This window comes from Bacillus sp. TH25 (assembly GCF_016650935.1).
Taxonomy (GTDB): domain Bacteria; phylum Bacillota; class Bacilli; order Bacillales; family Bacillaceae_G; genus Bacillus_A; species Bacillus_A mycoides.
The window spans coordinates 110,577-131,605 of record NZ_JAEKEU010000037.1; the positions used below are offsets into that span (position 1 = coordinate 110,577).

Here is a 21,029-nt window from a genome sequence, read left to right on the forward strand (position 1 = left end):
AAATTATAATTTAAATCATTATGTTGTTATAAATAAAGGGGAGGAAGAACAGATGAAAATTACGTCTTTTGATTTTTGGCAAAAGTTCGGGAAAGCATTGTTAGTTGTTGTAGCTGTAATGCCAGCAGCTGGTTTAATGATTTCTATCGGTAAGTTAATTGGGATGTCTGCTGGGGATATTAACGCAGTTCATACAATTGCTCGAGTAATGGAAGACATCGGTTGGGCAATTATTACAAATTTACACATTTTATTCGCAGTAGCAATTGGGGGATCTTGGGCGAAGGATCGAGCAGGTGGTGCATTTGCAGCACTGTTAGCATTCGTCTTAACAAACAGAATTACAGGAGCTATATTTGGCGTAAACGCTCAAATGTTAGCGGATTCAAAAGCGACAGTTTCTTCATCATTAGCAGGAGATTTACTTGTAAAAGATTACTTTACTTCTGTACTTGGTGCACCAGCATTAAACATGGGAGTTTTCGTAGGGATTATCACAGGTTTCCTAGGAGCTACTTTATATAACAAATACTATAACTATAATAAACTGCCACAGGCATTAGCATTCTTTAATGGAAAACGATTCGTACCATTCGTTGTAATTGTATGGTCTACAGTTACTGCGATTGTATTATCACTTGTATGGCCATTTATCCAAAGTGGATTAAATGAATTTGGTCGCTGGATTGCAGCATCTAAAGACAGTGCACCAATTGTTGCACCGTTTGTATACGGAACGTTAGAACGTTTATTATTACCGTTTGGATTACATCATATGTTAACGATTCCGATGAACTACACAGAGCTAGGCGGAACATATACGATGTTAACTGGTTCAAAAGTTGGACAAGTTGTAGCAGGACAAGATCCATTATGGCTTGCATGGATTACAGATTTAAATAACTTATTAGCAAATGGAGATACGAAAGCATATAACGATTTATTAAATAACGTTGTACCAGCTCGTTTCAAAGCTGGACAAGTTATCGGCTCAACAGCAGCGTTAATGGGGATTGCGTTTGCGATGTTCCGTAATGTTGATAAAGAAAAACGTGCAAAATATAAACCAATGTTCTTATCAGCTGCATTAGCAGTATTCTTAACAGGTGTAACAGAACCAATTGAATTCATGTTCATGTTTATTGCGCCAGTATTATATGTTGTGTATGCAATTACAACAGGACTTGCATTCGCATTAGTAGATTTAATTGATTTACGTGTTCATGCATTTGGATTTATTGAGTTAATTACACGTACACCAATGATGGTCAATGCAGGATTAACAAGAGATTTAATTAACTTTGTCATTGTTTCATTAGTGTTCTTCGGTCTTAACTTTACGTTATTCAATTTCTTAATTAAAAAATTCAATTTACCAACACCAGGACGTGCAGGTAACTATATTGATAATGAAGATGAGGCATCAGAAGGAACAGGAAATGTACAAGACGGTTCATTAGCAACAAAAGTTATTGATTTATTGGGCGGAAAAGATAATATTGCTGACGTAGATGCTTGTATGACACGTTTACGTATAACAGTAAAAGATTTAGATGTTGTTGCACCAGAAGCACAATGGAAACAAAATGGTGCTTTAGGACTTATTGTTAAAGATAAAGGTGTACAAGCCGTATATGGCCCGAAAGCTGACGTATTAAAGTCGGACATTCAAGATATGTTAGGTGCGTAATAATATGAAATTGCTAACTTTAAATTGTCACTCTTGGCAAGAAGAGAATCAAATTGAAAAAATAAAGTATCTTGCTAAAGTAATTCAAGAAGAAGATTATGATGTGATCGCATTGCAAGAAGTAAGTCAGTCTATACAAGCTGAAAATGTATGCGGTAACAAGAAAAAAGATAATTTTGGGCTTTTACTGCTAGAAGAGTTAAGAGCATTAAATGTAAAAGAATACAATATTATTTGGGATTTCTCTCATATTGGATATGATGTGTACGAAGAAGGATTAGCAATTATAACAAAGCACAACATTGTAAAGGAAGATACGTTCTTTGTCTCAGAAAATAAGGATACAACGTATTGGAAAACACGCAAAATTGTAAGTGCAACAATTGCTTATAATGATAAGAATATAACGTTTTATTCTTGCCATCTCGGTTGGTGGAATGATGAAGAAGAATCATTCAAAGACCAAGTTGATCGTTTAATGGAGCGTGTAAATAGCAGTGAACTTTCCTTCTTAATGGGTGATTTTAATAACAATGCTCGTTTAGAAGGAGAGGGCTATGAGTATACGATGCAAAAAGGTTTATATGACACATATGAACTAGCGATAGAGAAGGATGAAGGAACAACTGTCCAAGGGGAAATTGCTGGTTGGGATGAAAATAAACAAAACTTACGAATCGACCTAATATTAAGCAATCAAAGTAAAACAGTTAATTCTTCAAAAGTCATTTTTAATGGAACAAATCGAAATGTAATTTCTGACCATTTCGGTGTAGAAGTACAATTAGATATATAATAGAAGAAATCCTCACAGATAATGAAAAGCTGGGAGGGTTTTTTTGATAAATACAAGTATTTCCAAGAGAAAATACTTGTATTTTTTATGACATTTCCTATATATTTGTTATTATTGAATGTAAAACTAATTTGGTCATTTTGTATGCATACTTTTTTTATTTCGTTATATAATGAAGTAAGTGAAATATTTAATGGGAAAAATAGTATGTTTTCGTTTAATCCACGATGTAGAAAGTGATATAATTGCAAAATGTATGTATCATTTTCTAAAGAAGGAAAAATATATAATTAGGTGATTGCTTATATGAAACAGATTTGGCGTATTTATAAGACAGATTTACGGAATGTAGCCAAACATTGGGCTGCAATTGTTATTGTTTTAGGGTTAATGATTTTACCATCGTTATATGCATGGTTTAACATTAAAGCTTCTTGGGATCCTTATGGAAATACGAAAGGAATCCAGATTGCAGTTTCTAACCAAGATGTTGGATCAAATTTAAGAGGGAAAGATATTAACATCGGGAAAGAAATTGTAGATTCACTTAAGAAGGACAAAAATTTCGGATGGAAGTTTGTCGATGAAAAGCAAGCAATTTATGGAGTAGAGCGTGGAGATTATTCCGCAAGTATTACTATCCCAAAAGATTTTTCTGAAAAGATTGCAACAGTCTTGAATGAAAACCCACAGAAACCAGAACTTGATTACTATGTAAATGAAAAAGTAAATGCGATTGCACCGAAAATTACAGCTAAAGGTGCATCGGGTCTTACAGAAGAGGTTAGTAAAAACTTTGTTAAAACAGCAAACGGTGAGATTTTTGAAATCTTCAATGACCTTGGAATCGATTTAGAAACTAACTTACCAAGTATCGAAAAGGTAAAAGATCTTGTATTTAAGTTAGAAGCACAGTTCCCAGAAATGAATACACTTGTGGATAAGGCATTAGATGATGCGACTCGGGCAGAAGATGTTGTGAAAGTAGCACAGAAAGAGTTGCCAGTTGTAGAAAGTGTTATTAATGATGGGCAAGATACACTCAAGAGTTTAGATGCATTTTTTGCAAGAAATGACGAAACGTTAAAACGTGCACCAGGAACTATTAAGAACAATTTAACCGTAATGAAACAGGGGATGGATGGTGCAGCTAAAATCACGGATTATTTAAAAAATCCGGCATTTGATTTTAATATGAATCTTCCGGATGCATCACAGTTACCTAATCTTCCGGAACTGTCTAACAATTTCACTATCCCACAGATACCAGAAATTCCAGCACTTCCACAAATCAACGGTGAAGGTTATAAAAATATTGCTACAAATATTGATCAAACTGTAAACAATGTTTTCAATTCTACTCGTGTTGGAACGGCATATGTGAAAAGTGTTATGGATGGGCTTCAAAATAAGGGTGTGGACCCAGCTGTAGCTCAGAAAAACGTTCAGGATGCTTCAAAACTTCTCCAAGACCGTATTGATAGTGTTTCATATTTAATTGATTTCTTTACAACTTTTAAAGAATCAGCTTCAACGGACTTTGGTAAGCAGTTCTTTGGAAACAGAGCGGAAAGTCTAAAAGTGCTTAAAAATTCTATGGTGGATGTTAATAACAGAGTTAAGCATGTAGGAGATTTAATTAGTTCGGGACAAGAAGTTAAACAAGATGTGCGAGATGGTATTAATCAAAAACTAGACACAGTGAATAATTTAGTTAGTCAGGCTGAGAAGGACTATAACGCAACATTTGTAGCTGATTTTGAAAAAGCAGTAAGCACAGCTGATCAATTGAAAAATAAAGCTGAAAATTTACATGGAGATGCGCAGCAACTTCAAACAAACTTGAATCAAGATATACAAAAGGCTAATAGTGGAATACAAAAAGGTAGAGATGCATACGAACAGTTTAAAGGTAAATATGATACAGCGAAAAATGATTATGACAGAATAAAAGCAGAGCTTCAAAAGGCACAAGAAGATTTGAGTAATAAAGGCGTTAATGGATTAGATTCTACAAAAGTAGCCTTAAATGATTTAAATGGACAGTTCCAAGCAGGTTGGAATTTAGTTAATGATATGATTCCGGTTATGGAAAATACAAATAAAGTTTTAACCGATGTGAATAGTGGCAAAAATCTTAATGGCACAATTGCTAAGTTAAATAAAGTAAAAGATGGTTTGCAAAAAGGAATCGATTTAACTGATAAAGGAATTGACGCTATTAATAAAGGTCAAAAACCAGCAGCAGATGTTATTGAAAGTATTAATGAAGTATCTAAAAGTGTTTCATCGCAACTGGGTGACATTTTAGCTAAATATGATTCAGAAATCGTTCCAAACTTTAACGCAGCAATTGCTCGTACAAAAGAGATGTCTAAAAATACATCTCAAATTTTAGGCGAGGCAGATAAGAAGCTTCCAGATGTGAAAAAATTACTTGAAGACTCATCAAAAGGCTTAGTAGATGGTCAAAAGAAAATTGCAGACATTAAAGCTGAAATGCCGGAGACTGAGAAAAAGATTAAAGAATTAGCAGATAAAATTCGTGATTTTGAATCTGAAGAGGATATAAAAGACATCATACGCTTATTAAAGAATGATGTTGAAAAGCAAAGTGACTACTTTGCAAATCCAGTAAATTTAAAAGAGAATAAATTATTTGCAATGCCGAACTACGGTTCAGCAATGTCACCATTCTATACAGTGCTTGCATTATGGGTAGGCGCATTATTAATGGTTTCATTATTAACGGTAGAAGTACACGAAGAGGGCGCGAATTATAAGAGCCATGAAGTTTACTTCGGACGTTTATTAACATTCTTAACGATAGGTCTTTCACAAGCGTTTATCGTATCAATGGGAGATATATTCTTACTCGGTACGTACGTAGTCGATAAGTTCTGGTTTGTGTTATTTAGTTTATTTATTGGGGGAGTATTTGTTTGTATCGTGTACTCACTCGTTTCTATTTTCGGAAACGTTGGGAAATCGATGGCGATTATTTTACTTGTACTACAAGTAGCAGGATCGGGCGGTACGTTCCCAATTCAAATGACACCACCATTCTTCCAAGCGATTTATCCGTTCTTGCCATTCACATATGCTATTAGTGCAATTCGTGAAACAGTAGGTGGAATGCTTTGGGATATAGTAACTAGAGATTTACTTGTGTTAAGTGCTTTCGTAGTAATCATGGTTGTGGCTGCATTATTACTGAAAACACCAATTAACAAATCAAGTGAAAAGTTTGTTGAGAACGCAAAAGGAAGTAAAATTATTCATTAAAAATAAAAGGTTCCTACCGATAGTGGTAGGAACCTTTTTGTTTAATCAAATTTTAATTTCTTTAATGCTTCTGCGAATGGATTGTTTAATGGTTCTTCTTCTTTGTTCTGCTGTTTCATATATTTTTGAACGTCGCGTTTATCAGCTTTGCTGCCGGATTCTTTTTTACGTCTCTCTTGGAATGTAGAAAGTTTCTCACGATAGCCACATTTACATGCGAAAATTTGGCCTGCTCCTTCACCACGAAGTTCTAGTTTCTTTTTACACTGAGGACAGCGTGCATTTGTAGTGCGGGATACATTTTTACGGTGACCACATTCGCGATCTTGGCATACAAGCATTTTACCTTTTTTACCGTTTACTTCTAACATTGGTTTACCACAGTCTGGACAAGACTTCGTTGAAATGTTGTCGTGTTTATATTTCTTATCACTCGATTTAATTTCAGCAACAATTTCTTTCGTATAGTTCTTCATTTCTGAAATGAATACTTCTTTCTTTAATTTTCCTTTAGCGATAGCTTCTAACTTTTGCTCCCATTCACCAGTTAGTGTAGGAGATTTCAGTTCTTCTGGCACTAAATCAAGTAACTGACGGCCTTTTGAAGTAATGTGAATATCTTTACCACGTTTTTCAAGCAAGAACGAATTGAATAACTTGTCGATAATATCAGCACGCGTTGCTACAGTACCTAATCCACCAGTTGACTTTAACGTGTCAGCAAGTTGTTTGTTTTGCGTATCCATGTATTTTGTTGGGTTTTCCATCGCTGAAAGTAATGTTGCTTCATTAAAACGTGCAGGTGCTTTCGTTTGACCTGATGTTTGGACAATTAGTTTTATGTTTAATGTATCGCCTTTTTCAAAGCGAGGTAAGATTTGTTCTTTTACATCATCGCTTGTATCATCATCTTCAAATCGATTTTCATAAACCTCTTTCCAACCAGCATGTAAAATCGTTTTTCCGCGTGCGATGAACGTTTCATCACCAATTTTCGTGCGCAATGTTAGTTGTTCATATTCAAAGGCCGGGAATAAAACAGCTAAGAAACGTTTTACAACTAAGTCATAAATTTTACGTTCTTTATCTGTGAAGGCGGAGAAGTTTACATAGCTCTCTGTTGGAATAATTGCGTGATGATCGCTTACTTTACTATCATCAACAAATGATTTATTAGATTTTACAGGTTTCTGCAATACTTTATGTGCTAAAGGGCGGTATTCTCCAACTCCGCAAGCCTTCAGACGCTCTGGAAGTGTTCCGACAATATCAGATGAAATATAGCGTGAATCTGTACGAGGGTACGTTAAAACTTTATGCTGTTCATATAATTTTTGCATAATGTTTAATGTTTCTTTCGCAGAGTAACCAAATATTTTATTCGCATCACGTTGTAGCTCAGTTAAATCGTAAAGACCAGGAGCGAACGACTTCTTTTGTTTTTTATCAATGTCTACAACAGTAGCATTTTGCTTACTAATTTTGTTCACGATTGCATCAGTTTTTTCTTTATTAAAGCTACGGCTATTTCCTTTTGTATCTTGCCAAGTTAGCTTTAATCTCTCAGCTGTTTGAGCTTCGATACCATAGTAAGTTTGAGCTTTGAAATGTTTGATTTCATCTTCACGGCTTGCAATCATGGCTACAGTAGGTGTTTGAACACGACCACAATTTAGTTGGGCATTAAAGCGAGTAGTTAATGCTCGAGTCGCATTAAGTCCGATATACCAGTCAGCCTCTGAACGTGCGACAGCTGAAGCGTATAGATTGTCATATGCTTTTCCTGGTTTTAAATTTGCGAAGCCATCTTTAATTGCTTTATCGGTAACAGATGAAATCCATAGACGTTTAATCGGTTTCTGCATTTTAACTTTATCGATAATCCAGCGTGCGACCAACTCGCCCTCACGACCGGCGTCAGTAGCTATAATGATTTCATTTACATCTTTTCTAATAAGCTGACTTTTCACAGCGTTAAACTGTTTCCCTGTTTGTTTAATAACTGTTAGTTTTAAACGCTCAGGTAGCATTGGTAAATCTTCTAAATTCCACTGTTTATATTTCACATCATAGCTTTCTGGATCAGCTAATGTAACGAGATGACCTAAAGCCCAAGTAACAATATATTTACTACCTTCAAGATAGCCGTTCCCTTTTTTATCACATTTCAGTACACGTGCGATATCACGTGCAACAGAAGGTTTTTCAGCAATTACAATACTTTTTGCCATATTTAAAAACATCCTTTCAAATTTCCATACGTTAAATATAGCATACATCTTTGTTCTATTCAGTCTTGCTGACGGTTTGAGTTATTTGTGGTGAAATATACGTGTGAGAGTTTTACTTATATAAAGGCGAAGAATGGTTGAACCAGGAGAGTTCTGATCTCTATCATTCTATAAAAGTAAAGAACTTGTTATTTTACTAGAATAAGAGTAGACTTTGAAGTAGATGAATAATAAACACATGGGAGTTTGTGGATGCAAACTGAGAGTATGACTAGTCCGTCATTGACCATTTGAACCTGTTGGATAATGCCAGCGTAGGGAGAGTGTAAAAGCACATGTTCAGGCACTTTGCGTACGCGCAAAGTGCCTTTTTGTGTATCTCCCATTACTATAGTTAGGAGATGAAAAGGATGAATATGAAAGAAATTAGTAAAGTAGTGGATTTGGTGAGAGAGTCTAATCCACTCGTGCATAATATTACAAATGTTGTTGTAACAAATTTTACAGCAAACGGTTTGTTAGCATTAGGAGCATCACCTGTAATGGCGTATGCAAAAGAAGAAGTAGCAGAAATGGCTAGCATTGCGGGAGCCCTTGTTTTAAATATGGGTACACTTCGTCCTGAAGAGGTAGAAGCGATGTTACTTGCTGGTAAATCAGCAAATACGAATGATGTACCAGTATTGTTTGATCCAGTTGGGGCAGGAGCAACTTCTTATCGAACAGAAGTTGCGAGATATATTCCAGCTGAAATCGATTTAGCTGTTATTCGCGGAAATGCAGCTGAAATAGCTAACGTTATTAATGAGAGATGGGAAATTAAAGGGGTAGACGCCGGTGCTGGAAATGGCAATGTCGTAAGTATTGCAAGGCAGGCAGCGGATGAATTAAATACAGTTGCGATAATTACTGGACAAGAAGATGTTGTTACAGATGGAGAGCGAACTATTCTTATTCGAAATGGCCATCCTATTTTAACGAAAGTTACTGGAACAGGTTGTTTACTAACTTCTGTAATAGGAGCATTTGTAGCGGTAGAAAAGGATTATGTAAAGGCAGCAGTAGCCGCATTAACATTCTATGGAGTAGCAGCAGAAGTAGCGGCTTCGAAAACAGTAGAGAATGGACCAGGAAGCTTTCAAATTGAATTTTTAAATCAGTTAGCGAATACAACTTCAGATGATATTGAGAAGTATGGAAAGATTGAGGTTATACAGTAAGGAGAGGAACTAGATGCCGTGTATTACAAAGGCTGAAATGTCTAGGTTATTACCAGTATATTTTATTATGGGAAGTAACAATTGTACGAAGGAGCCACTACAAGTATTGAGAGATGCACTAGAAGGTGGTATAACAATTTTTCAACTTCGTGAAAAGGGAGAAGGGGCTTTAACGGGAGAGAAACGTATTGATTTTGCGAAAGAACTACAAGCGCTTTGCAAGGAGTACGGTGTACCATTCATCGTAAATGATGATGTGGAACTAGCCCTCGAGTTAGATGCAGATGGCGTGCATGTTGGACAAGATGATGAAGGAATTACATCTGTTCGTAAAAAAATGGGAGATAAAATTATTGGAGTATCTACACATACAATTGAAGAAGCACGCTGGGCGATTGAAAATGGAGCCGATTATTTAGGAGTTGGTCCAATTTTCCCGACGAGTACGAAAAAAGATACAAAAGCGGTTCAAGGAACGGAAGGTCTAAAGTATTTTAGGGAACAAGAGATTACAATACCGATCGTTGGGATTGGTGGGATTACAATTGAAAATACAGCTTCTGTTATAGAAGCGGGTGCGGAGGGTGTTTCAGTTATTTCAGCGATTAGCTTAGCGGAATCTGCATATGAAAGTACGAAGAAATTAGTTGAGGAAGTAAATAAGAGTTTGTAGAGTCGCAAAATGAGTTGTTTCGTTTATCCTGCTATTTGTGGGAGTCTTACGCCGGTAAAAGCCCGATTGGTGCGGGCTAATAATCAGTGGGGGGATGAACAAAACCCACTGATTAAAGTTTCAATTTATTTAAACAAACGTTTGATTAAAAAAGCACAAACCCTTTAAAATTGTAGGTTTGTGCTTTTATCCCGCTATTCGCCGGGCAGTAAAACTCCCACCTCAAAATTCGGCTTTAGCAAAGAGGTTAGGTGGGAGATCAACTGCCCGTAAAAGCCCGATTGGTGCGGGCTAATAATCAGTGGGGGATGAACAAAACCCCCCCACTGATTAAAGTTTCACTTTATTTAAAACATAATTGAAATTAAGAGCATTCCAATTCCGATAGAAGTAAAGGTTGCGATCAGGCCCGGAATCATAAAGCTATGATTTAAAACATATTTACCAATTCCTGTTGTACCAGTACGGTCAAAGTTAATTGCAGCAACGATTGTCCCGTAGTTTGGAATGAAGAAGTATCCATTTACTGCAGGGAACATTGCAATAAGTAATGCCGGCGGAATACCAAGTGATAGTCCAAGTGGCACTAAAGCACGAACTGTTGCTGCTTGGCTATACAGTAAAATAGATAGAATGAATAGTGCGATAGCAAATAGCCATGGTGCACTTGTCACTAAGTGTTGAATTGATCCTTGAATTATATTTAAGTTTCCGTTGAAGAAAGTATCTCCCATCCAAGCGATACCAAAAATAGCAACAACTGCTGTTGCGCCTGCTTTAAAGACGTTACCAGTTACAATGCTTTCCACATTTGGTTTACAGAAAATAATAATAAGAGCAGCAATGGTTAACATGACCATTTCAATTGTGTTTGGCATGGAAAGACGAGCTAACTTCCCGTCAACCATCCATCCCGGACGAAGGGCTTCAAATGAACCAAGAAGTACGACAAGGAAAGTTCCTACTAGGAAAAGGATAACTGATAATTTAGCGCCTTTTACACCCGCAAATTCTTTTTTCTCTTCAAGTTTAGGGATCATTCCCTCTTTTAATCGCTTCAAGTATTCAGGGTCTTCATTTAATTCTTTTCCCATTTTACTAGCAACGAATGCAGCTACCATACAAGCAATAAAAGTAGAAGGGATACTGACTTTTAAAATATCTAACAAGGTGATTTTATAGTCGGCTAACATTGCTAAAAGTGCAACTGTTGCAGCCGATATTGGACTAGCTGTAATTGCCTGCTGGGAAGCGATAACGGCAATTGACATTGGTCGTTCAGGTCTAATTCCTGATTCGCGAGATACTTCGGCGATAACGGGAAGTACAGAATAAGCGACATGACCAGTTCCCGCGCATAGCGTGAATAAATAAGTAACAATAGGAGCAAAAAATGTAATGCGCTTTGGATTTTTTCGTAATGCTTTCTCAGCAAGGTAGACAAGGTAATCCATTCCTCCAGCAGCTTGCAAAGCACCGGCAGCTGTAATTACTGATAAAATCATAAGCATTACATCAATAGGAGGGGCTGTAGGTTGTAAGTGGAAGACGAAAACAAGTATTGCCATACCAACGCCACCCATTACTCCTAGACCAACTCCGCCTAGGCGTGCGCCAATAAAAATGCAGAGTAGTAACGTAAGAAATTGTAGCCAAAACATGATAAACTACCTCCGAAATTCGTAAGTTAAGATATATTCGAATAATTTAATTTGAATGAAAATTAAATAAATATCCGTGATAATCCTTATTTTATATACATTTTTTATTATATAACACAAGAAATGTAACATTCACGTACTTTGTTAAATTATTTCGAAAAAATAATCCGTTAAAACTTTATATTTATATGTACAAATGGGTGGACATTTTAATTTTTATGTTGTAATCTTTGAAAGAGAATATTGTAATTCTCATAGAACTCCCATATCGTTCAACTCGTTCAGCGAGAAAGGCAAACTTATGGAAACATGAGGACGCAAAACTACAGGAGCTAAGGTCGAAAGGCTATGCTAGCCAGTTACCGGACGGATAGGGTTGGTCTTGGCCAATGCTTTTACATTGGTCTTTTTTTATTCTCGAACATATTGAGAATCATTTTCAAACAAAATATTCGTATATTTTGTTTTTTTGTTTTTAATTTTGATAATTAAGGAAGGTGAATATTAATGAAAAAGTATTGGCATAAGTTATCATTTCTTCAAAAGAACGTCTTATTAACTGTCTTAGTTATTTTGACGCTTGTTGGAAGTATGGGTGCATTAAGCTTCAACATGTTTCAAAATAGTATGATGTCTTTATTTGAAAGACAGTCTATTGAAACGGGAGAGATAGTGCTAAAAAAACTGGATGTAGAATTAGTTAGAGACATGACGAAAGATCCTACAGCCGAAAGAGTGAAAAAAGAAAAGTTAACAGGGCAATTAGATGAAGTGTCAAAAGAATTGAAAAGTGTTGGACAAACGTATGTTACAGGAGCAAAAGCGAATGAAAAGCGAGAGTTACAACTCGTTGGTTTGACTACAGAGTTAACAAATGCAGTCCCTGTAAAGCCGGGAGATTATTATGAACAACCCGCTCATTGGATGAATGCATACGATAAAGTGATGGATACGAAAAAGGCTCAGATGACAGAAGTATATGAAGATGAATTAGGTTCGTGGGTGACAATATTAGAGCCAATTACAGATGGAGAAAACAATATTGTTGCAATTGTTGCGGCTGACTTAGATGCTTCTATCGTTCCTAGTACAAAGAAGAATTTTGTGCTACAGGGTATACTCTTTATTATTATTTCATTAGCAATGGCAACTATTACTCAATTCTTTATCGTACGTCACTCGTTAGCTCCATTAAAAGATTTGCGAGAGGGATTACGTAAGATTGGTGAAGGTGATTTAAGTATTAAATTAAAAGAAAGACCAGATGATATTGGAATTATTAATGTATATTTCAATAATACGATTGATAAATTTAAAGGGATTATAGATAAAGTAAGGCAGACTGCTGAGCAAGTTTCTTCTTCTTCACAAGAATTGTCGGCAAGTACAGAGGAAAACAGTATGGCAGTTCAAGAGATTGCAAGTTCTATTGAAGGTTTAAGAGTAGGAGCGCAATCTCAAGAAACTTCAGTACAACAATGCCTAGGAATTGTACATGGAATGGAAAATAAGGTAGAAGAGATAACTGGGGCCGCGAAACAAGTTGCAGTTGCTTCAGAAGGTATGGAGCAACATTCAATTGAAGGTAATGAAGTCATTGGACAAATCATTAATCAAATGAGTTTAATCCAAAATGCAGTACAAGATTTATCTTCTATCATCTATTCGTTAGAAACAAGGTCAAAAGAAATTAGTGATATTGTAACTGTAATTACAGGTATTTCAAATCAAACAAATTTATTAGCCTTAAACGCTTCTATTGAAGCTTCACGTGCTGGAGCAGCTGGAAGAGGGTTTGCAGTTGTTGCTGATGAAGTGCGCAAATTAGCAGAACAAACTGAAACGTCAGCGAAAGATATAGCGAAATTAATTAGTGAAACGCAGACTGAAACAGAAGAGGCTGTAGTTTCAATGCAGAAAGGTTCAAAAGAAGTAGAATCTGGAATTACTCTTGTTCAAAGTAGTGGTGCGTTCTTCGAGAAAATTTCAAAGTCAGCACAGTCTGTTACAGATCAAGTTAGGGCTGTTTCTAGCAACTCAGGTGATATTTTACAAAATAGCCAGAATATCGTTCAAGTCGTAAATGAATTATCACATATCGCGAATACTTATGCGAATAGCAGTAGTAATGTTGAAGAAAGTATGAAGGAGCAAGAAATATCAGTACAAGATATTGCAGAATTGGCGACTTCTTTAAGTTGGCTTTCACAGGAGTTACAAGAGTTGATTGGTGAGTTTAAAAGCGAATAAGGAGAAAGTGAAATTCTAATCAGGGGTTGGTTTATCCAACCCTCTAATTATGAATTGAACCAATCTGCCTGTAAATACGGGATGAAAAAAGGTGTGGATTTTCACACCTTTATTATATTTAGGAAAGGAATTTACATAAATATGAAATTAACGATTTCTTATAATGAGATGGTAAAAGAATTTTTAGGAAAAGTAGAAGGAAGTATTAAAATACCTAAAGATGCGCAGGAGATGGAGTTTAGAATAAAAGGAAAAACTATACCATCTCCAAAACTGACTCATATTGTAGATTTAATAGGAGCAACTGCAACGTGGTTATATCATATTTCTAAAGAAAAGCACATTATCGTGCTCTATCATACAAGAGGAAGTTTATTTCCTATTACTATTGAAGTTTCTAATTATCTCTCCTATGAAAGTTTGAATTTACAGATTGTAGAGCAAGTGGAACAAATCCAAGAAATGAATGAGGAAGAAATAGGAGAGTTTCAAAACAGTAATAATTCATCTGAAATTTCACCTATTATTATTGGTGAAACGTATTATGATTTACAAGACAAGAATACGTTACAATTTGTATTGAATAAAAATATGCAAAGTGTAGAAATGATATTTAATAGTGTTAATTGGAAAGAGACAACAATTATTCGTTATGCACAACAAATAAATGGTGTTTTAATTGATGCATTACAAAATACAAGTAAGTATATAAAGCATTTTAATATTATTACAGAGACCGAGATGGCACTTTATAATCTAGTGAATGACACGACAGCAGTATACCCTGAGAAAAGTATTGTCGATATGTTCTACAAAACTGTTACTCAATTTCCGAATCGTACAGCTTTATCTTCAAAAGAGGGTACTTTAACATATGAGGAACTAAATAAAAAAAGTAATCAAATAGCCCATCTGTTAATTAAGAATGGTGTGCAGTTAGGCGACTATGTTGGAATATTTATGAAACGTAGCATAGACACAGTAGTAAGTATGGTGGCCATATTGAAAGCTGGTGCAGCGTATGTTCCAATTGATCCAGATTATCCAGAAGGTAGAATTCAGTACATTATTCAAGATAGCCAAGCGAAAGTTATTTTAATGAAAGAAACACCTATAACATGTGATGAGGTTCAAACTGTCTCAATTTATGATAGTGAAACTTGTGAGGCTACAGATGTAAAGCTGTCTATTCATTGTGATGATGTAGCATATATGATCTATACATCTGGTTCAACAGGAAATCCAAAGGGAACGATGTTAGCACATAGAGGTGTTATTAACCTGTACACTTGGATGCAAAGGCAATATGAATTGACAGAAGAAGATGTATTTGCACAATTTCCTTCCTTTAGCTTTGATGCTTCTGTATGGGAGTCATTCGCTTCTTTATTTTGCGGAGGAAACTTGTATGTATTATTAGAGGAAGAGCGATTGTCTGTAGAAGCATTTGCAACTGCAATCCATAAAGTAAAAGCGACTTCAATCTTGGCGTTGCCGACAATTTTTGTTCGACAAGTAGCAACTTATTTAGCAAAAGAAGATGTATATAAGCTAGCTTCCTTAAAAAGAATTGCTATTGGCGGTGAAATGTTGCCTGTAGAGGTTATTAAATTGTGGAGAGAAAGAATAGGTACAAATGTTGAAATTCATAATGTATACGGACCAACAGAATGTACTGTAGTGACGACAACCTATCAAATACCTAGTCAGTTGAATGAGGATGATGCGAGTATCCCAATTGGTAAGCCATGTGCTAATTATCAAGTTATAATTTTGGATGAGAATATGAATCTTTGTCCAATTGGTGTACCTGGTGAATTGTATATAGATTCAGTAGGATTAGCAAAGGGGTATTTTAATAAGCCTGAAAAAACAGTTGAAGCTTTTATTCCAAACCCTTTTAATCCTATAGTCAATATATATAAAACAGGTGATATTGTTAAACTATTAGAAGATGGAAATATAGAGTTTTTACATCGGAAAGATGATCAAGTAAAGATTAGAGGACATCGTATTGAATTAGGAGAAATTCAAAGTAAAATTTCTCAAGATCATAATATAAAAGAAAATGCTGTTTTTGCTAAGAAGAGTAAGGAAGGTAGCCAATATTTAATTGCATTCTATACAACTTTAAACAAAAAGGAAATACCAGAATTAGTTTATCAGCTACAAGAGCAGTTACCGGATTATATGGTGCCATCTAAACTAATTTATATTAATGAACTACCACTTACACCAAATAAAAAGATTGATGTTAAGGAGTTAGCCCAGTTAGAAGAAAAGTACGAGCCGATCCGTCTACAAGAATATGTTGCGCCTTCTACTAAAGCAGAAAAACAGATAGCGAACGCTTGGGCGGAGGTATTAGGGGTTTCAAAAATTGGAGTGCATGATGATTTCTTTACAATTGGTGGACATTCATTGAAGGTATTACGAGTCTTAACATTGTTAAAAGAAGATTTTTCACACTTAACAATTCAGGATTTCTTTAAAGAAAGAACGATATATGGATTAGCTAGAATTGAGAGAGAAGTAAAAGTAGAGATAGAAGAAGTGTTCCGTGAATATAAGGTGATTCATGAACCGGATACCATTACTTATTCAAATGCTTTGGAAGAAATCCACATTTCAAATGTCTTTTTAACAGGAGCTACTGGTTATTTGGGGTCGCACATATTATATGAATTACTGAGAGATACATCTGCTACTATTTATTGTTTAGTAAGGCCGACAAAAGATGTGCAGCAAAGAATTATCGATACATTAGCAAGTTACTTTAATGATATATGTGAAGAGTGGTTACAGCGTATACAGGCTGTACCTGGTGATCTCGGAGAAGAGTATCTTGGGATGAGCGAAGAGGAATTCACTTTAATTAGTTCTAAGATTGATACGGTAATTCATTGTGGTGCAGATGTAAGACATTTTGGAGATGTAAAACAATTTGAAAATGTGAATGTCCAAGGCACGGGCCGTATGCTAGCATTAGCTGAGAATGGTGCTACATTCCACTTTATTTCTACAATTGGTATTCCAATAGATTTAGCGGTAGAGCAATGGGATACATATATGGAAACAGGTGATTTCAATTATAATGTAGAGTTAGAGAATGTGTATTCCGATAGTAAACTACAGGCGGAAAATCTTGTTCGTGAAGCTTTGAAGAGCGGCATACAAGGGAATATTTATCGTGCAGGTAACCTAGCATGTCATTCAGAAACGGGTTCGTTCCAACGAAATATTGAAGGAAATGCATTTTATCGTCTTATTAAAACAATGCTGCTAATCGGAAAGGCACCAAACGTGAAGTGGAAAATTGACTTTACACCAATTGATTTTGCTAGTAAGTCGATTGTATCGTATTTACAAGATCCTCAAATTGTAGGAGAGACGTTACATATTTGTCATCCACATCAAGTTGAATTTGAACATTTTGTACAACTAATTGAGGAATGTGGATATAATCTTGAAATGGTTCCGCTTTCGCAATATGTAGATGATGGACTCGAATTAGCGAAGGAAGATGAAGTAATAGCAGAGCTAATTGCTTCTCAAGTTGCAGGAGATGGAGCACAGCAATCTGAAATTGTAATGGGTACTCGTAGAACGAATGAATGGATTAAGAAAAAAGAACTGGTAGTGCCAGCGATTAATAAAGAATTTATTCAGCAATTATTAGCTCATGGTGAAGAAGTTGGATATTTTCCAAAAATAATGAAATGATATGTACGCTTTTGTTTGTTCAATAAAATAAATCATGCTACAATGAAAACGAATTAAGAACCGGGGAGCCAATTGGCTGAGAGGATGTAAGTATACATCGACCCTCAACCTGATCTGGATAATGCCAGCGTAGGGAGTTACTTTAAAGTGATGTAGCATAAGTTATTATAGAATAACTTGTATACAAGGCTTTCCTACATGGTAGGAAAGCCTTTTCTTTTTTTGAAACCATATTTTGTAAGGGGGATTTTATTATGTCACAACAAGTTACAATTTCATTTTCAGTAGTACCACAAGCGAAGAACAAAGATGTGTATTCCGTTGTTGATAAAGCAATTGAAGTTGTACAACAGTCGGGAGTTCGTTATGAAGTAGGGGCAATGGAAACAACGTTGGAAGGAGAATTAGATGTACTTCTTGACGTCATTAAACGCGCGCAACAAGCTTGCGTCGATGCTGGAGCAGAAGAAGTAATCACTTCTATTAAAATTCACTATCGTCCAAGTACAGGCGTAACGATTGACGAAAAAGTTTGGAAGTACCGTGATGAATATGCAAAACCAGAAGCGATCTAAAATAATCACAACAATTTGGCTTATCCTTCTCATTGCTATATGGGAAGGATCTGTTTCATTATTTAAAATTGAGCCGTGGATTTTACCGAAGCCGTCTGCAATTGTGCAAGAGTTAATTGGAATGAAAGATTTACTATTACCGAATACAGTGCAAACGTTACAGGAAGTAATAATTGGGTTGTTTTTTGCAATTTTACTTGGGACGAGCATTGCTATCATTATGGATGTCATCCCTTTATTTCGGATTTTAATGAATCCATTGCTCGTTATTTCGCAAACAATTCCAATCGTTGTGCTCGCACCATTATTTATTATTTGGTTTGGATACGGAATGTTGCCAAAAGTAATGGTTGTTATTCTTGTTTGTTTCTTCCCAATTGCGCTTAGCATTTTAGAAGGTTTCCAAACGGTAGATAAAAATATGCTGAAACTGTTACAAACAATGAAGGCAACGAAATGGCAAGTTTACCAGAAAGTAAAGTTTCCAGCAGTACTCCCATACTTTTTCTCAGGTTTAAAAATTGCTGTTACATATAGTGTGATGGGGGCGATTATTGGGGAATGGCTTGGTGCCAGTGAAGGATTAGGAGTTATGCTTACAAGAGCAACAAAATCCTTTTTAACGGCTCGAGTATTTGGTGTTGCAGCGATTATCGTCATGGTGACATTATGTCTGTACTTTATTGTTGAATTTATGGCAAGAATAACAGCACCATGGATATACAGAAAGGGCGGCAGAAAATGAAAAAAGGTTTAAAAATTATGTTAGCTGCATTATTAGCAGTAACTGTTGCCGGATGTAATCCGGCGAAGAAAGAAGAAAGTTCAAGTAAAGATAAAAAAGTAAAAGTCGTTTTAGATTGGTTTCCAAATACGAATCATACTGGCTTATATGTAGCGCAAACGAAAGATTATTACAAAAAGCAAGGACTTGATGTAGAAATTATCCAGCCTGGTGATAATGTAACGGCAGAGCAGATGATTGCTTCAGGAAAAGCTGATTTTGCAATAAGCGCACAAGAAAATGTAACATTAGCTCGTGTTGAAGGAATCCCAGTTGTTTCTGTTGGTGCAATTATTCAGCATAATACCTCTGCTTTTGCATCTCTAAAAAAAGATAATATGACGTCACCAAAAGATTTTGAAGGTAAACGTTACGGCGGCTGGGGGGGACCAGCAGAAGAAGCGACGTTAAAGACGATTATGGAGAAACATCAAGCTGATTTTAATAAAGTTGAAAAAATTATTCTTGGACAAACAGATTTCTTTAAATCAATCGGTCGTGATGCAGACTTTGAATGGATTTATTATGGATGGGATGGAATTGAAGCGAAGCGTCAAGGAAAAGAGTTAAATACAATTATGGTAAAAGACTTAGATCCAGCGCTTGATTTCTATAGTCCTGTTATTATTACAAGTGAAAAACATACGAAGCAAGATAAAGATTTTGTGAAAAAATTTATGACGGCAACGACAGAAGGTTATGATTTTGCAATTAAAGAACCGAAAGAAGCTGCGGATATTTTAATTAAAGCTGTTCCAGATGTGAATAAAGAATTAGTACAAGAAAGCCAAAAGTGGTTAAGTACAAAGTATCAAGATGATGCAAAAGCGTGGGGAGTACAGAAGGAAGAGATTTGGACAAATTACATGAATTTCTTATATGACAACAAAGTTATTAAAAAGAAAATCGATGTAAAAGATGCCTTTACAAATGAATTCCTTCCAAGTGAAAAATGAGTGGATTACAAATAAAAGATATTGTAAAAGCTTTCGATGGAAAGAATGTATTAGCAAATATTAGTGCTTCTATACAAGAGGGAGAGTTTGTCTCTTTTGTAGGTCCGAGTGGTTGTGGAAAAAGTACATTATTAAATATGATTGCAAGTGTTGAAGAGCCAACGAGCGGAGAAGTGTTTTATAACGAAGAGTATGTAAAAAAACAAGATGTTGTTAGTTATATGCCGCAACAAGATTTATTACTACCTTGGCGATCAGCTTTGCAAAATATCGTTCTTCCATTGGAAATTGAAGGAAAGCCTAAAAAACAAAGGCTGACAGAAGGAATGGAAGCATTAAAGCAGTTTGAGCTAGATGAATATGCGGACCATTATCCAGATGAGTTATCAGGTGGAATGCGTCAAAGAATTAGTTTCCTTCGCACATATTTATGTGAAAAGCCAATTATGCTGCTGGATGAGCCTTTTGGAAAATTAGATGCATTTACAAAAATGGAAGTACACAGTTGGCTTTTAAATTCTTGGCATCAAGAAAAGCAGACAATTGTTATGGTTACACATGACTTAGATGAGGCAATTTTACTTTCTGATCGCGTATTTATTTTATCTCAAAGACCAGCATCAATAGTTGGCGAGGTACAAGTGGAATTACCTAGGCCGCGAACGATGGATATGTTAACATCTCTTGAGTTAAAGAAGGATAAGGAAGAAATTTTAAGAGTATTGGCTCCTTATATGAAAAAATAGAAAAAAGTCTTTTAACAGTTTTTTGTATAATTGCTGTTAAGAGTCTTTTTTCTATTGAAGGAGAAAGATGAAATCTATAGGGGAAATAGTGGATTCATTAACATCGGATAAATTGGAAGAAGGAACAAAAGAAAAAGTAGAGAATAGAATATAACAGAGTGGTTTATACTCTTAATATAACAAATGTTAAAGGAGTGAAAGGATAAAATGACTTTATCAACTGTTCTTCAAATGGTTTTAGCTTGATACGGGAGAAGTCTGCCCATTTTTAAAGATGAAGCTAAATTGAAGACAGCAGGTAAAGAACCTTAATCCTTTCTTACGATAATATGTAATGGGTAAGGTGTATTCACCTTACCCATTTTTATATGTATAACTAAATAAGGCCTTATACTGTTGTTCTCTCTATTTAGCTTATGGATCATAAGAAAAGGAGAGA

At 35.6% G+C, this 21,029-nt stretch carries 13 protein-coding genes and 3 riboswitches; of the genes, 11 read left to right on the top strand and 2 right to left on the bottom strand.

The annotated features are described in order from the left end of the window. Window positions 1-52 precede the first annotated feature (52 nt). The 3 genes from JFT89_RS19580 to JFT89_RS19590 all read left to right on the top strand — a co-directional run bounded on the left by JFT89_RS19580 (window position 53) and on the right by JFT89_RS19590 (window position 5,771). Window positions 53-1,690: a PTS transporter subunit IIBC gene (locus JFT89_RS19580; protein ID WP_002063625.1), complete on the top strand. Its 1,638-nt coding sequence runs from the start codon at window positions 53-55 to the stop codon at window positions 1,688-1,690. 4 nt (window positions 1,691-1,694) lie between these two features. Next, complete coding sequence (locus tag JFT89_RS19585) at window positions 1,695-2,486, top strand: endonuclease/exonuclease/phosphatase family protein (RefSeq protein ID WP_016097003.1); 792 nt, start codon at window positions 1,695-1,697, stop codon at window positions 2,484-2,486. 306 nt (window positions 2,487-2,792) lie between these two features. Then, window positions 2,793-5,771 carry a YhgE/Pip domain-containing protein gene (locus JFT89_RS19590; RefSeq protein ID WP_201040470.1) on the top strand — a complete coding sequence of 993 codons (2,979 nt, stop codon included), beginning with the start codon at window positions 2,793-2,795 and terminating at the stop codon, window positions 5,769-5,771. 41 nt (window positions 5,772-5,812) lie between these two features. Here JFT89_RS19590 and topB read toward each other — a convergent pair whose 3' ends face one another. After that, window positions 5,813-8,002 (bottom strand): DNA topoisomerase III, encoded by a 2,190-nt coding sequence (gene topB / locus JFT89_RS19595; protein WP_201040471.1) that lies wholly within the window; start codon window positions 8,000-8,002, stop codon window positions 5,813-5,815. 228 nt (window positions 8,003-8,230) lie between these two features. Then, window positions 8,231-8,340: riboswitch (TPP riboswitch) on the top strand. A gap of 72 nt (window positions 8,341-8,412) precedes the next feature. Here topB and thiM point away from each other — a divergent pair. Both thiM and thiE read left to right on the top strand, forming a co-directional pair. Then, on the top strand, window positions 8,413-9,222 hold the full coding sequence (gene thiM / locus JFT89_RS19600) for a hydroxyethylthiazole kinase (RefSeq protein WP_201040472.1): 810 nt from the start codon (window positions 8,413-8,415) through the stop codon (window positions 9,220-9,222). Window positions 9,223-9,235: 13 nt separating this feature from the next. Continuing rightward, entirely contained in the window at window positions 9,236-9,895 is a 660-nt protein-coding gene (gene thiE / locus JFT89_RS19605) for a thiamine phosphate synthase (protein WP_201040473.1), read from the top strand. A gap of 347 nt (window positions 9,896-10,242) precedes the next feature. On the opposite strand, the gene JFT89_RS19610 is transcribed toward thiE, so the two are convergent. Continuing rightward, entirely contained in the window at window positions 10,243-11,556 is a 1,314-nt protein-coding gene (locus tag JFT89_RS19610) for an anaerobic C4-dicarboxylate transporter family protein (protein WP_016097007.1), read from the bottom strand. A 282-nt stretch (window positions 11,557-11,838) separates the two neighbouring features. Next, window positions 11,839-11,923, top strand: a riboswitch (cyclic di-GMP riboswitch). Between the two features lie 140 nt (window positions 11,924-12,063). Between JFT89_RS19610 and JFT89_RS19615 the strand changes: the two genes are divergently transcribed. The 6 genes from JFT89_RS19615 (at window position 12,064) to JFT89_RS19640 (ending at window position 20,590) form a co-directional block, all read left to right on the top strand. Further along, window positions 12,064-13,806: a methyl-accepting chemotaxis protein gene (locus JFT89_RS19615; protein ID WP_002063634.1), complete on the top strand. Its 1,743-nt coding sequence runs from the start codon at window positions 12,064-12,066 to the stop codon at window positions 13,804-13,806. 141 nt (window positions 13,807-13,947) lie between these two features. Further along, window positions 13,948-17,529, top strand: a complete 3,582-nt coding sequence (locus JFT89_RS19620) for a non-ribosomal peptide synthetase family protein (RefSeq protein ID WP_201040474.1) — start codon at window positions 13,948-13,950, stop codon at window positions 17,527-17,529. A gap of 51 nt (window positions 17,530-17,580) precedes the next feature. Then, window positions 17,581-17,682: riboswitch (TPP riboswitch) on the top strand. Between the two features lie 101 nt (window positions 17,683-17,783). Then, window positions 17,784-18,104, top strand: coding sequence for an MTH1187 family thiamine-binding protein (locus JFT89_RS19625; protein ID WP_000082898.1), 321 nt, complete (start codon window positions 17,784-17,786; stop codon window positions 18,102-18,104). After that, entirely contained in the window at window positions 18,076-18,849 is a 774-nt protein-coding gene (locus JFT89_RS19630) for an ABC transporter permease (protein ID WP_002091231.1), read from the top strand. Before JFT89_RS19625 ends, JFT89_RS19630 begins: the two co-directional genes overlap by 29 nt. Then, window positions 18,846-19,844, top strand: coding sequence for an ABC transporter substrate-binding protein (locus JFT89_RS19635; RefSeq protein WP_002124979.1), 999 nt, complete (start codon window positions 18,846-18,848; stop codon window positions 19,842-19,844). Before JFT89_RS19630 ends, JFT89_RS19635 begins: the two co-directional genes overlap by 4 nt. Further along, window positions 19,841-20,590: an ABC transporter ATP-binding protein gene (locus JFT89_RS19640; protein ID WP_002139487.1), complete on the top strand. Its 750-nt coding sequence runs from the start codon at window positions 19,841-19,843 to the stop codon at window positions 20,588-20,590. The genes JFT89_RS19635 and JFT89_RS19640 overlap by 4 nt, the downstream gene beginning before the upstream one ends. The last annotated feature ends 439 nt before the right edge of the window (window positions 20,591-21,029 follow it).

Bases quoted from the DNA above. Each gene is read 5' to 3' on its own strand.
- JFT89_RS19580 (WP_002063625.1), top strand. From the start codon at position 53: ATGAAAATTACGTCTTTTGATTTTTGGCAAAAGTTCGGGAAAGCATTG.
- JFT89_RS19585 (WP_016097003.1), top strand. From the start codon at position 1,695: ATGAAATTGCTAACTTTAAATTGTCACTCTTGGCAAGAAGAGAATCAA.
- JFT89_RS19590 (WP_201040470.1), top strand. From the start codon at position 2,793: ATGAAACAGATTTGGCGTATTTATAAGACAGATTTACGGAATGTAGCC.
- topB (WP_201040471.1), bottom strand. From the start codon at position 8,002: ATGGCAAAAAGTATTGTAATTGCTGAAAAACCTTCTGTTGCACGTGAT.
- thiM (WP_201040472.1), top strand. From the start codon at position 8,413: ATGAATATGAAAGAAATTAGTAAAGTAGTGGATTTGGTGAGAGAGTCT.
- thiE (WP_201040473.1), top strand. From the start codon at position 9,236: ATGCCGTGTATTACAAAGGCTGAAATGTCTAGGTTATTACCAGTATAT.
- JFT89_RS19610 (WP_016097007.1), bottom strand. From the start codon at position 11,556: ATGTTTTGGCTACAATTTCTTACGTTACTACTCTGCATTTTTATTGGC.
- JFT89_RS19615 (WP_002063634.1), top strand. From the start codon at position 12,064: ATGAAAAAGTATTGGCATAAGTTATCATTTCTTCAAAAGAACGTCTTA.
- JFT89_RS19620 (WP_201040474.1), top strand. From the start codon at position 13,948: ATGAAATTAACGATTTCTTATAATGAGATGGTAAAAGAATTTTTAGGA.
- JFT89_RS19625 (WP_000082898.1), top strand. From the start codon at position 17,784: ATGTCACAACAAGTTACAATTTCATTTTCAGTAGTACCACAAGCGAAG.
- JFT89_RS19630 (WP_002091231.1), top strand. From the start codon at position 18,076: ATGAATATGCAAAACCAGAAGCGATCTAAAATAATCACAACAATTTGG.
- JFT89_RS19635 (WP_002124979.1), top strand. From the start codon at position 18,846: ATGAAAAAAGGTTTAAAAATTATGTTAGCTGCATTATTAGCAGTAACT.
- JFT89_RS19640 (WP_002139487.1), top strand. From the start codon at position 19,841: ATGAGTGGATTACAAATAAAAGATATTGTAAAAGCTTTCGATGGAAAG.